General features: G+C 74.7%; 1 protein-coding gene. It reads left to right on the forward strand.

What is annotated here, in order from left to right:
- Positions 1-1,323 precede the first annotated feature (1,323 nt).
- Entirely contained in the window at positions 1,324-14,520 is a 13,197-nt protein-coding gene (locus ACZ6BG_RS17855) for a type I polyketide synthase (RefSeq protein ID WP_469002980.1), read from the forward strand.
- The last annotated feature ends 6 nt before the right edge of the window (positions 14,521-14,526 follow it).

The following is a 14,526-nucleotide window of genomic DNA, read 5'->3' on the forward strand; positions in this document are numbered from 1 at the left end:
AAAGGCCGGTCCGATACTGTTGCCGCAGGCGCAACGCGGTGACATCGCATTCACCTGACCCGTGAGCGAGACATCCGCGCACCCCCCATTGGGCCTCCCGGAGAGTCATTCCCCGACTTCTCGCAGTGGGCCCGATGCTCATGTGGAGTCCAGGTAAAGGGAGACTGAGGTCCGGTGACCGGCGATGCAGGTTCTGGTACTTCCCGGCAAGCCCTCTCGGCCGCCTTGCGGAGACCGTTCCAGGTCGTTGTCCATACCCAGAACTAAGTAGACCCCGGCGTCCCGTACTCCTCGGGCCGTTGAGTGTGAACTTCGCTGTATTACATGCCTCGGCGTATTGCGCGCCCCTACCCGAACTGTGTTCTGTCGAGAGCGGAACCAGGGTTTTCGCAATGCTTTCCCACGTGTCCCGACGGCCGTGAAACAGCCGATCGCCGCGCCTTCCTGGCTCATCGCTCCGTCGACGGCTGACACGCGGTACCAAAGCCGTATCCGGCTGGGCCGCGCTGAGTACGCACGGCTCGCACTCATGGCCCGCCCCGGGTATCGCTGACGCGCGCCGCCCGACCCGCCCGTGGCGGGTCCTTGGGGGCAACGCCACTGACGCCTCCGTCATCCCAGCTCACGGCCGCGCCATGCCTCCATAGGCGGGGCCTCGTGGGCCGGGAGCGCCGGGGCCGGAGTGTCCCGCGGCCTCCGCGCGCCACGCCGGTACGGCGTCCTCGCCCGCGCCGCCGCGCCTTGAGCCCCTGCTCCGGTGTTCTCCGGGGGTGCGCCACCGGTCTGCTCGGCGTCATTTTCTCGTCATGTGATCGGCGTTTCGGCGCCAATATTGGCAGGCGTTTACCTGTTATGGAGCTCCGCATGGCCCGAGATGGGTGGTCGCATGGCAGGGGCATGCCCCCATGTGAACCCGATGTTTCGAACTCGTCACACCTCCACGTGCCCCTACGGTCATGTCGCGTGCTATGAGCTGGGGTTTCCGTTGCCCTAAAGGGCAACGGCCCTGGTGAATCCCTGAGGTCCTCCTCGTAAATTTCATGAGTCAGGGCGTGCCGACTGGCGTCCGTGTGTCGGTGGTGTGTATTCCTCGCGCGGGCGCGATACGCCAAACATGGCCAGTCATGGTTGAGACCGGAAATAGACGTCGACCGACTTGAAATGGACGTCAGTTGACAATTTCTGGAGCCCTGGTCTTGACTTGCGCCAGTTGTCAGGACCGATTGGCTGAGAAGTGATCGACGTCAATTCGGGCCAATCAAGTGCGTGTTCTTTAGTGGACGATTGACGAGGGCAGAGGCTGCCATGTGCGAATTGGCACGAGTGGACATCGGCACTGTCGCCGTCATCGGAGTCGCCCCCGCGGCACCGGTGCGGACCGAGCCGGATCCCGGTGTGTGGGCCGAGTCGACCGGTGTGACGCCGTCGGCGGACCGGACCGCCGCCGTGGAGTCGGCGTGGACGGCCTGCGAGGACGCGGGCGTCGGCGACGACCGGGCGGGCATCGGCGTCTTCCTGACCGCCGACGGCACGCACACGGGCGACCCGGGCGAAGCGGACGAGTTAGCGGACGCGCTCGGCCTCAGCGGCCCGCGCCGGACCGGGCCCGACGCCCTCGCCGACGCCCTCGCAGCCGTGCGTTCCGGCGCGTGCGCCCTGGCGCTCGTCGGCTCCGGCGGCGCCCACGCCGTGCTCGCGCGGGGCGACTACGCCCGCACCGCGACCTTCGGCTACCGGCTCGGCACCGAGCACACGTGGCCTGACAACGTTCTCGCACTCGTCGAAGCCGCCCAGCACGCAGGCCGCCCCGGCCCCGGCCGCGAAGCGGCGGACGGCCCCGCCGTCCCGCTCACGCTGTCGGCCCACAACCAGGACACCCTGCGGGCACGCGCCGCCGACCTGCGCACCCTGCTCGACGCCGAGCCGGACCTGCCGCTCGCCGATGTCGCCCTGTCCCTCGCCACCACCCGCCCCGCCCTGACCGAGCGCGCCGTGTTCGTCGGCGGCGACCGGGCGCGGCTCGCCGAGGAACTGCTCGCCTTCAGCGAAGGCGGATTACCGGTCCCGGGACTCGCGACCGGCGGCCCCACGCCGGCCGCCGCGGACGGCCTCGCCTTCGTGTTCCCCGGGCACGGACCGCAGTGGCCGGGCATGGCCGACGAGTTGACGACCCGGTACCCGGAATTCGCCGACCACCTGCGGACCTGCGTGGACGCCCTCCAACCTCACGTCGACTGGCCCGTCATGGACGTACTGCGCGGCAAGACGGACACCCCGTCGCTCGACCGTCCCGACGTGGGCCAGCCCGCACTCTGGGCCATGATGGTGGCCCTGGCCGCCCTGTGGCGCTCCTGGGGCGTGCGACCCGACGCCGTGATCGGCTCCAGCGCCGGTGAACTCCCCGCCGCGACGGTCGCGGGCGCGCTGTCCGTCGAGGACGGCGCGCGGGCCGTGGCGCTGTTCAGCAAGGTGCAACTGCACCTGCTCGAAGGCGGCGTGATGCTGTCCGTCCTCGCGTCCGCCGACGACGTACGCGAACGACTGACCCGCTACGACGGCCTCGACCTCGCCGCCGTGCACGCCCCCGGCTCGGTACTGGTCTCCGGCACCGAGGACGCGGCCACCGAACTCCTCGCCGAACTGGCCGCGGACGGCATCAGGGCCAAGGGCATCGACATCCGCATCGCGGCCCACGGCCGCCAGGTCGACGCGGTGCTCGACCTGCTGCGCGCCGACCTCGCCCCGATCGAGCCGCGCCCCACCGACGTGCCGATCTACCTGGGCACCACGGGCGCACGGGTCGACCCGCTCACGCTCACCGCGGACCACTGGTGCCAAAACATGCGCCACACCGCCGACTTCGAGAGCGCCACGCGCGCCGCCCTCGCCGCGGGCCACCGCCTGTTCCTCGAAGCGAGCCCGCACCCCGTGCTCACCCGGGCCGTGCAGGAGACCGCCGAGGACGCCGCCGTGGACGCCGTCGTCATCGGGACGCTGCGCCGGGGCCCGGGCAGCGCCGACCACCTGACCGCCGCGCTCGCCGCACTGCACGCGCACGGCGTACTCCCCGACTGGGACGCGGTGTTCACCGGCCGCGACGCACGCGCCGTCCCGCTGCCCGCCTACCCGCTGCACGCGGCGCCCCCGTCCGCCCCCGTCCTGTCCCTCGCCGACCGGCTCGCGGACGCCCCCGACCGGCACGCGCTCCTCCTCGACCTGGTCCGCGCGCAGGTCGCCGCCGTCGTCGGCCAGGACACCGAACTCTCCGGCGACGTGGACGCGCCGCTCCTGGAGCTGGGCGTCGACTCGGCGGGCGCGGTGTCGCTGCGCAACCATCTGAACGCCGCCACCGGCCTGAAGCTGCCGGTGTCGGCGGTGTTCGACAACCCGACGCTCCGCGGCCTCGCCCGGCACATCGACCGGGTCCTGCTCGGCACGTCCGACGAGGACGACGAGCCCCTGGCCCCGATGGCGGCCGGCGACGACGAGCCGATCGCCGTCGTGGCGATGAGCTGCCGCCTGCCCGGCGGCGTACACAGCCCCGAGGACCTGTGGGCGATGCTGTCCGCGGGCGGCGACGGCGTCACCGCGTTCCCCACCGACCGCGGCTGGGACCTGGACGGGCGCTACGACGAGGACGCCGAGCGCGTCGGCGGCTACTACCAGCGCGAGGCCGGATTCCTGCACGACGTCACCGAGTTCGACCCGGAGTTCTTCGGCATCTCGCCGCGCGAGGCGCTCGCGATGGACCCGCAGCAGCGGCTCCTCATGGAGATCGCCTGGGAGTCGATGGAGCGCGCGGGCATCGACCCGGCGGAACTGCGCGGCAGCCGCACCGGCGTGTTCGTGGGCACGATGACGATGGACTACGGACCGCGGCCGCACGAGGCGCCCGGTGACCTGGAGGGCTACCTGGTCACCGGCAACACCGCGAGCGTCGCGTCCGGCAGGCTCTCCTACACCTTCGGGCTCGGCGGGCCCGCCATCTCCGTCGACACCGCGTGCTCGTCGTCGCTGGTCGCCCTGCACCTGGCCGTGCAGTCGCTGCGCCGCGGCGAATGCCCCATGGCGCTGGCGGGCGGCGTCACGGTCATGCCCTCGCAGGGCCTGTTCGTGGAGTTCAGCAGGCAGCGCGCGCTGGCCCCCGACGGCCGGAGCAAGGCGTTCTCGGCGAGCGCGGACGGCTTCGGCCTCGCCGAGGGCGCCACGATGGTGCTCCTCGAGCGTCTCTCCGACGCGCGCCGCAACGGACACCCCGTGCTCGCGCTGGTCAAGGGCACCGCCATCAACCAGGACGGCGCGTCCAACGGCCTCACCGCCCCCAGCGGCCCCGCGCAGCGCAGGGTGATCCGGCAGGCGCTCGCCGACGCGGGCGTGTCGGCCGCCGAGGTCGACGCCGTCGAGGCGCACGGCACCGGCACGAAGCTGGGCGACCCGATCGAGGCGGACGCGCTGCTCGCCACCTACGGCCGGGAGCACCCCGCCGACCGGCCGCTGCTGCTCGGCTCGGTGAAGTCGAACATCGGCCACACGCAGGCGGCGTCCGGCGTCGCGGGCCTGATCAAGATGGTGCTCGCGCTCCAGCACGGCGAGCTGCCCAAGAGCCTGCACATCACCGAGCCCACCCCGCACGTGGACTGGACATCGGGCGCGGTGTCCCTGGTCACCGAGAACACGCCGTGGCCCGAGGTCGAGCGCCCCCGGCGGGCCGGTGTGTCCTCGTTCGGCATCAGCGGCACCAACGCCCACGCCGTCCTGGAGCAGGCGCCCGACGAGACTCCGGACGACCCGGAGCCGTCGACCGCGTCCGTGCCGCTGGTGTTCTCCGCGCGCTCGGAGGACGCCTTGCGCGCCCACGCCGCCCGACTCGCCGCCGTCGTGGAGCAGTTGACGCCCGCGGACATGGCGGCCGGCCTGCTGTCCCGCTCCGTGTTCGAGCACCGGGCCGTGGTGGTGGCGGGCGGCGCCGACGCGCTGACGGAGGTGGCCCGGGGGGCCGCGCCCGCCCGCACGGCGGTCGGTGTCGCGCGGCCCGTGGGCAAGGTGGCGTTCGTGTTCCCCGGCCAGGGCTCGCAGTGGCTCGGCATGGGCGCGGAACTCGCCGAGTCCTCCCCGGTGTTCCGCGCCTCGCTCGACGCGTGCGCCGATGCCCTCGCCCCGCACGTGGACTGGTCGCTGCGGGACGTCCTCGCCGACGGCGCCGAACTGGACCGGGACGACGTGGTGCAGCCTGCCTTGTGGGCGGTGATGGTGTCGCTGGCGGCGCTGTGGCGCTCGTACGGTGTGGAGCCGGACGCGGTCGTCGGGCACAGCCAGGGCGAGATCGCCGCCGCGCACGTCGCGGGCATCCTGTCGCTCGCCGACGCCGCCAAGATCGTCGCACTGCGCAGCCAGGCGCTCCGCGCCCTCGCGGGCCGCAGCGGCCTGGTGTCGCTGTCCGCGACGCTCGACGACACGCGCGAACTGATCGCGCCGTGGGACGGGCGGCTCACGATCGCCGCCGTCAACGGCCCCCGTTCCGTGGTCGTCGCGGGCGACACCGAAGCGCTGGGCGAACTGACCGAGGCCTGCGCCGAGGACCTGCGGGCCAGGCGGGTCCCCATCGACTACGCGTCCCACTCGCGGCACGTCGAGCCCATCCGCGAGGCACTGACCAGCGTGTGGGCCGACGTGCAGCCGATGCCCGCGCGGGTACCCATGCTGTCCACCGTCACCGGGGAATGGCTGACCGGGACGGACGCGGACGCCGACTACTGGTACGGGAACCTGCGCAACACCGTCCTGTTCGAGAACGCGACCCGCGGCCTCCTCGACTGGGGCGCCGACGTGTTCGTCGAGTGCAGCCCGCACCCCGTGCTCACCTACGGAGTGCGCGAGACCCTCGAAGCGACCGACGGCGACGCCCTCGTCATCGGCACGCTGCGCCGGGACGACGGCGGCCCCGACCGGTTCCTGCTCTCCGCCGCCGAGGCGTACGTGGAGGGCCTGCCCGTCGACTGGCGCACCGCGGTGCCCGCTGGGCGGCACGTGGACCTGCCGACGTACCCCTTCCAGCGCAAGCGCTACTGGATCGACGAGACGGCCCGCCCGACGGCGGGCGGCGACCCGGCCCTGGAGGAGTTCTGGTCCGCGGTGGAGCGCGGCGACCTCGCCACCACCCTCGACGTGCCCGTCGACGCTCCGCTGACCGACGTCCTGCCCAGCCTCGCCGACTGGCGGCGCCGCAGCCAGGAGCGCACCACCGTCGACGCGTGGCGCTACCGCGTCACCTGGCGCCCCCTCGGCGCCGCCACCACGCCCACCCTCACCGGCACCTGGCTCGTGGTCGCCCCGCCCGCCGAGGCCGAGCACCCCTGGTGCGCGGCGGCCGCCGACGCGCTGCGCGCCCACGGCGCCGACGTCCTGCACAGTGACGGCTCGCTGGAGTCCCTGCGCTCCCTGGACGTCGAACCGAGCGGCGTGCTCTCCCTGCTGGCCCTCGACGAACACCCCGACCCCGCCGCGCCCGCCGTCCCGAACGGCCTCTCCGGCACGCTGGCGCTGGTGCGGGCGCTCGGCGACGCCGGGATCGGCGCGCCGCTGTGGCTGGCGACGACGGGAGCGGTGTCCGTCGGCCGGTCCGACCCGCTCACCCACCCGGTGCAGAGCCAGGTCTGGGGCCTCGGCATCGTCGTCGGCCTGGAGCACCCGGACCGCTGGGGCGGCATCGTCGACCTGCCCGTCACCCCCGACGACAGGACCGCGACGCGGCTCGCCGCCGTCCTCGCCGGACAGACGGACGAGGACCAACTGGCCGTCCGCGCCTCCGGCGTGTCCGCGCGGCGGATGACCCCGGCCCCCGCGCCCAAGGCGGCATCCGCCTGGCGCGCCCGCGGCACCGTACTGATCACCGGCGGCACCGGCGCCATCGGCGGCCACGTCGCCCGCTGGCTCGCCGCCAACGGCGCCGAGCACCTCGTCCTGACCAGCCGCCGCGGCGCGGACGCCCCCGGAGCGCGCGACCTGGAGGCCGAGCTGACCGCGCTCGGCGTCAGGACCACCGTCGCCGCCTGCGACGCCGCCGACCGCGCCGCGCTCGCCGAACTGTTCGCCCGGCTCGACGCCGACGGCACCCCGGTCCGCTCGGTCTTCCACGCGGCGGGCACCGTCCCGTCCGTGCCGCTCGCCCAGACCGGCACCTCTGACCTCGCGGAGGCCCTGGCGGCGAAGGCGGGCGGCGCGGCCCACCTCGACGAGCTGTGCGCCGGGCGCGAGTTGGACGCGTTCGTGCTGTTCTCCTCCGGGTCCGCGGTGTGGGGCAGCGGCGGCATGGGGGCGTACGGCGCCGCCAACGCCTTCCTCGACGGCCTCGCGCAGCGCCGCCACGCCGACGGCCTGCCCGTCACCTCGGTGTCCTGGGGCATGTGGGCGGGCGAGGGCATGGGCGCGGGCGACCTCGACGACCAACTGCGCCGCAGGGGCAGCCGGCCCATGCGGCCGGAGCTCGCGATCGGCGCGCTCGCCACCGCCCTCGCGGCGGGCGAGACGACCCTGACGGTCGCGGACATCGACTGGGCCCGCTTCACCCCCGCCTTCACCGCGGCCCGTTCGCGCCCGCTGATCGGCGACATCCCCGACGTCGTCGCGCTGGCCGAACAGGACGCGACAGCGCAGCCGGCCTCGGGCGGGGCCCTCGCCGAACGCCTGGCCGAGCTCACCGAGGCCGACCAGCACCGGCACCTGCTCGACCTGGTCCGCGCCCACGCGGGCGCGGTCCTCGGCCACGAAGGACCCGACGCCGTCACACCCGACCGGGCGTTCCGCGAGCTGGGCTTCGACTCCCTCACCACCATCGAGGTCCGCAAGCGCCTCAACAACGCCACCGGCGCCCGGCTGCCCACGACCGTCATGTTCGACCACCCGACGCCGGAGCGCCTCGCCCGGCACCTGCACTCCGTGGTGCTCGGCGAACGGCAGGCCGCCGCGTCCGGCAGGACCACGACCCGGACCGCCGACGAGCCCATCGCCGTGGTGGCGATGAGCTGCCGCCTGCCCGGCGGCGTGCGCGCCCCTGAGGACCTGTGGTCGCTCGTCCTGAACGGACACGACGCCGTCGGCCCCTTCCCGGACGACCGCGGCTGGGACACCGACCGGCTGTACGCGGCCGACGCGGAGGCCCAGGGCCACAGCCGCACCCTGGAAGGCGCCTTCGTCGACGACGCGGGCGGCTTCGACGCGGGCTTCTTCGGCATCTCGCCGCGCGAGGCCCTTGCCATGGACCCCCAGCAGCGCCAGGTGCTCGAACTCGCCTGGGAGGCCTTCGAACGGGCGGGCATCGACCCGACCTCCGCGCGCGAAAGCCTCACCGGCGTCTTCATCGGCGCGTCCCCGCAGGGCTACGCGGGCACCCTGGAGCAGGCGGCGCCCGAGATGGACGGCTACCGCGTGACCGGCGACGCGCTGAGCGTCGTATCGGGCCGGATCGCCTACTCCCTCGGCCTGCGCGGCCCCGCCGTCACCGTCGACACCGCGTGCTCGTCCTCGCTGGTCGCCCTGAACCTCGCGGTGCAGTCGCTGCGCGCGGGGGACTGCACGATGGCCCTGGCCGGCGGCACGGCGGTCATGGTGACGCCCACGCCCTTCGCCGAGTTCAGCCTCCAGGGCGGCCTCGCCCCCGACGGCCGCTGCAAGCCCTTCGCCGACGCCGCCGACGGCGTCGGCTGGGGCGAGGGAAGCGGGCTGGTCCTCCTGGAGCGGCTCTCCGACGCACGCGCCAACGGCCACGAAGTGCTCGCCGTCGTCCGGGGCTCCGCGATCAACCAGGACGGCGCGTCCAACGGCCTCTCCGCGCCGAACGGCCCCGCACAGCAGCAGGTCATCCGCGCGGCCCTCGCCAACGCGGGCCTGTCCGCCACGGACGTGGACGCCGTCGAGGGCCACGGCACCGGCACCCGCCTCGGCGACCCCATCGAGGCGCAGGCACTCCTCGCCACCTACGGCCAGGACCGCCCCGCCGACCGGCCGCTGCTCCTCGGCGCCCTGAAGTCCAACATCGGCCACACCCAGGCCGCCTCGGGCATCGCGGGCGTCATCAAGATGGTCCTCGCGCTGCGCCACGGCGTACTGCCGCGCACCCTGCACCTCGACCGGCCGTCCCGGCACGTCGACTGGACGACCGGCGCCGTCGAACTGCTCGCCGACCACCGCCCGTGGCCGGAGACCGGCAGGCCGAGGCGGGCCGCCGTGTCCTCGTTCGGCGTCAGCGGCACCAACGGCCACGTCATCCTCGAACAGGCCGAAGCCCTCGACCAGGCCGAGTCCATACCCGCGGCCCCCGCCGACGAGCCCGAAGGCCGCACCCTGGCGTGGGCGCTGTCCGCCCGCGACACCGCCGCGCTGCGCGACCAGGCCGCCCGCCTGGCCGCCGCCGTCGACGAGCGGCCCGGCCTGTCCCCGGTGGACGTCGCCACGACGCTCGCGACCGGGCGCGCCGCGCTCGACCACCGCGCCGTCGTCCTCGGCACCGACACCTCCGAACTGCGCGTCGGCCTCGACGCGCTGGTCGTGGGCGGCGACGACCCGACCGTGGTGCGGGGCACCCCCGACGGCGGCAGGCTCGCCGTGCTGTTCTCCGGCCAGGGCTCCCAGCGCATCGGCATGGGCCGGGGCCTCTACGCGGCGCACCCCGTGTTCGCCGACGCCCTCGACGAGGCGTTCGCCCACCTCGACCCGCACCTCGCGCTGCCGCTGCGCGACGTCGTCTTCGGCGACGACCAGGCCCTCCTCGACCGCACCGAGTACGCCCAGCCCGCGTTGTTCGCCGTCGAGGTCGCCCTCTACCGGCTCTGGGAGTCCTGGGGCCTCAGGCCCGAGGCCCTCGCGGGCCACTCCATCGGCGAACTCACCGCCGCGCACGTCGCCGGGGTCTTCTCGCTGGCCGACGCCTGCGCGATCGTCGCCGCCCGCGGCGCCCTCATGCAGGAGCTGCCCGCCGGTGGCGTCATGGTCGCCGTGCAGGCCGCCGAGGACGAGATCGCTCCGGAGTGCTCCGAGTACGTCGGCATCGCCGCCATCAACGGCCCCCGCTCCCTGGTCCTTTCCGGCCGGGAACGCGAGGTGCTCGACCTCGCCGACCGCCTCGAGGCACAGGGCCGCAAGGTGACCCGGCTGCGCGTCAGCCACGCGTTCCACTCGCCGCTCATGGAGCCGATGCTCGCCGCGTTCCGCCGCGTCGTCGCCGGTGCCACCGCCAACGCGCCCGCGCTGCCCATCGTGTCCACCCTGACGGGCGCGCCGGTCGACGCCGAGGAACTGGCATCGCCGGACCACTGGGTACGGCACGTGCGCCGGCCCGTGCGGTTCGCCGACGGCGTCACGGCGCTCGTCGCGCAGGGCGTCACGACCATGGTCGAGGTCGGGCCCGGCACGGTGCTCGCCGCGATGGGCCAGGACAGCGCCCCCGACACGGTGTTCGTGCCGACGCTGCGCTCCGACCGGCCCGAACCGGACGCCCTCACCCTCGCCGCCGCGCACCTCCACGTCCGCGGCGCCGAGCTGGACCTCGCCGTCGCGCTGGGCGGCGGCAGCCGGGTCGACCTGCCCACCTACGCCTTCCAGCACGAGCGGTACTGGCTGACCGCGGCCGTCGCCCCCGCGGGCGACGGCGCGACGGCGGCTCTCGGCGTCGCCGCCGGCGAACACCCGCTGCTCCGCGCCGCGGTCGCCCTGCCCGACTCCGACGGCGTCGTCTTCACCGGCAGGCTGTCCACGCGGACCCAGCCCTGGCTCGCCGACCACGGCGTCGGCGACCGGGTCCTGTTCCCCGGCACGGGCATCCTCGACCTCGCCCTGCACGCCGCGAGCCACTGCGGGCTCGACACGGTCGAGGAACTGACCCTGCAGGCCCCGCTGGTCCTGCCCGAGCGCGGCGCCGTCGTCCTGCGGGTCACCGTCGGCGCGGAGACCGACGGCAGGCGGACCATCCGGGTGCACGCGCGGGCCGAGGACGCCGACCGGGACGCGCCGTGGACCGAGCACGCCTCCGGCACCCTCACCACGAGCGACGCGCCCGCGACCGAACTGACGGCGTGGCCCCCGCAGGGCGCCACGCCCATGGCCATCGACCACGTCTACGACCGCTTCGCCGAACTCGGCTACGACTACGGGCCCGTGTTCCGCGCGCTGCGCGCGGCCTGGCGCCTCGGCAGCGACGTGTACGTCGAGGTGGCCCTGCCGGACGAGACCGGCGGCGAAGGCTTCGGCGTGCACGCCGCGCTGCTCGACGCCGCGCTGCACGCACCCATGCTGCACGCGCTCGACGAGATCGGCGGCGGCCCGCGGCTGCCGTTCAGCTTCACCGGCGTACGGCTGCACGCCGTCGGCGCCTCCGCGCTGCGGGTCCGCTGGTCGCCCACGGGACGGGACGAGATGTCGCTGGCCGTCGCGGACCCGGCCGGGAGGCCCGTCGCGACCGTCGCGTCCCTGGTGATGCGACCGGCGGAGCTCCGCAAGGCCGCGTCCCGTACGTCGGACGCCCTGCTCGAAGTGGAGTGGGTGCCCGGCAACGCGACCGGGGACAGGGCGGTCGGGCTCGCCGTGCTCGGTGTGGACGGCCTTGGTGCGACTTCCCTCGGTGCGGGCGGCCTCGACGCGACGGCCCTCGGCGCGGGCCGCCGCGAGGCGAATGGCGTCGACTCGAACAGGCTCGACGCGACGGCTCTCGACGCGGACCGCCGCGAAGCGAACAGCCTCGACGCGGCCCGACTCGGTGTCGCCGCGCCCACCGTCTCCGACTTCGGCGCCCTCGACGGCGTGACCGACCTGCTCGCCCTCTGCCCCCGACCGTCCGCCGTGGACGGGAAGGCGGCGCGCGATGCGGTGTCCTGGGCGCTGGCGCTGGCCCAGGGCTGGCTCGCCGACGAGCGGACCGCGCACGCCCGCCTGGTGTTCGTGACCCGTGGCGCGGTCGACACCGACGTGCCCGACCCGGCGCAGGCGGCCGTGTGGGGCCTGGTGCGGTCCGCGCAGACCGAGAACCCCGGCCGGTTCGCGCTGCTCGACCTCGACGACGCCGCCGACTCCGCCCTCGCGGTGCCCTCCGCCCTCGCCTCCGACGAGCCCCAACTGGCCGTGCGGGCAGGCCGGGTGACCGTGCCCAGGCTCACCCGCGCCACCGCCGAAGGACCGCTCACCCCGCCCGCCGAAGGCCCGTGGCGCCTCGACGCCCAGCCGCGCGGCTCCCTCACCGGCCTCGCCCTGGTGCCGCACCCCGACGCCATCGCGCCCCTCGCGCCCGGCGAGATACGCGTCGCCGTCCGCGCGGCCGGACTGAACCTCCACGACGTCCTGATCGCCCTCGGCGCCCGTTCCGGCACCGCCGAACCCGGCAGCGAGGTCGCGGGCGTCGTCACCGAGCTCGGCTCGGCGGTCACCGACCTGGCCGTGGGCGACCGCGTGCTCGGCCTGGTCACCAAGGGCTTCGGGCCGCTCGTGGTCACCGACCGCAGGCTGGTCGCCCCGGTGCCCGCCGGATGGTCCTTCCCGGACGCCGCGTCCGTACCGCTGGCCTTCCTCACCGCCCACTACGCCCTGCACGACCTGGCAGACCTGCGCCACGGCGAATCCGTCCTCGTCCACGCCGCCGCGGGCGACGTCGGCCTGGCGGCCGTACGACTCGCCCGGCACCGGGGCGCGGAGGTGTTCGCCACCGCGAGCCCCGAGGACTGGGACGTCGTACGGGCTGCCGGTGTACCCGACTCGCACCTGGCGTCCTCGGACGACACCGGCTTCGCGGCGAAGTTCACCGCCGAGACCGGCGGGCGCGGCGTGCACGTGGTCCTGAACCCGCTCGTGCGGGAGTACGCGGACACCTCCCCGGAACCGAGGGAGTTCGCGGACCTTCCCCTGGCACAGCGGGAGTTCATGGACGCCACCCTGGAACTGCTGCCCGACGGCGGCCGGTTCGTCGAGCCGGGCAAGACCGACGGCCGCGAGCCCGACGCGCTGCCGCCCGGCGTCAAGTACGCCACGTTCGACCAGGCGCAGCCGGGCCCCGACCGCGCCCAGGAGATCCTCACCGACATCCTCGCGCTGTTCGAGGCCGGTGCGCTCAGCCCCCTGCCGGTGCGCGCCTGGGACGTCCGCCGCGCCCCCGAGGCGTTCCGGCACCTCAGCGAGGACCGGTGCGTCGGCAAGGCCGTGCTGACCGTGCCCGCACCGGTCGACCCGGGCCGCCCGGTCCTGGTCACCGGCGGCCTCGGCACGCTCGGCGCCATCGTGGCCCGGCACCTGGTCGCCGAACGGGGCGTCCGCGACCTCGTCCTCGCCGGACGCAAGGGCCTCGCGACCGACGGCGCACCGGAGTTGCGCGACGAACTGGCCGCGCTGGGCGCCGAGGTGACCGTCGCCGCGTGCGACGTGGCCGACCGCGACTCCGTCGCCGCGCTCCTCGACTCGCTGGACCGGCCGCTCGGCGCGGTCGTCCACGCGGCCGGCGTCGTCGACGACGGCGTACTGGAGTCGCTGACGCCCGAGCGGGTCGACCACGTCTTCGGCCCGAAGGTCGACGGCCTGCTGCACCTGGACGAACTGACCCGGGACGCCGACCTGTCCGCGTTCGTCGTGTTCTCCTCGGCGTCCGGGGTCATCGGCAGCGCGGGTCAGGGCAGTTACGCGGCCGCCAACGCGGCGCTCGACGCGCTCGTGCGCCGCCGCCGGGCGCTCGGCCTGCCCGGCATCTCGCTGGCGTGGGGCATCTGGGCGGCCGCGAGCGGCATCACCGCGGGCCTCGACGAGGGCGACCGGGCGCGGCTCGGCCGCTCCGGCATCCTCGAACTGCCCACCGAGGACGCGCTCGCGCTCCTCGACACCGCGACCGAGGACCACCGCGCCGCGCTCGTACCCGTCCTCCTGGACACCGCCGCACTGCGCGGGCAGGCCGCCGACGGCACCCTGCCCCCGCTGCTGCGCGGCCTGGTCCGAGCCCCCGCCCGCCGCACCACGACCGCGCCCCCCGTCGCGACCGCGACGTTCGCCGACACCCTCGCGGGCCAGTCCGCCGCGGACCGCGAGCAGGCGGTCCTCGACCTGGTCTGCACGCAGGTCGCAGGAGTGCTCGGCTACGCGGTCGGCACCGAGGTCGACCCCGGCCGCGCCCTGGGCGACCTCGGCTTCGACTCGCTGACCTCGGTGGAACTGCGCAACCGGCTCACCGCCGCCACCGGCCTGCGACTGGCCTCGACCTTCGTCTTCGACCACCCGTCGGCCGCCGCGATCACCCGATACCTGCTCACGCTGCTCCCGAGCAGCGAGCCCGACCCGGAGTCCGGTGTGCTCGACCAGCTCGACCGCCTGGAGAGCGCCCTGCTCTCCCTCGCCGACGACGGCACCGCCACCAAGGTCGACCTGCGGCTGCGCGCCCTGCTCGCCAACTGGAGCGACGCCCGCGCCGACGACACGGACGACGACACCGAGGCCGGCTTCGACTCGGCCACCGACGACGAACTCTTCGGCTACCTCGACAACGAACTCGAGACCTCGTGAACCGGT

Source organism: Streptomyces sp. NPDC041205 (genome assembly GCF_055591765.1).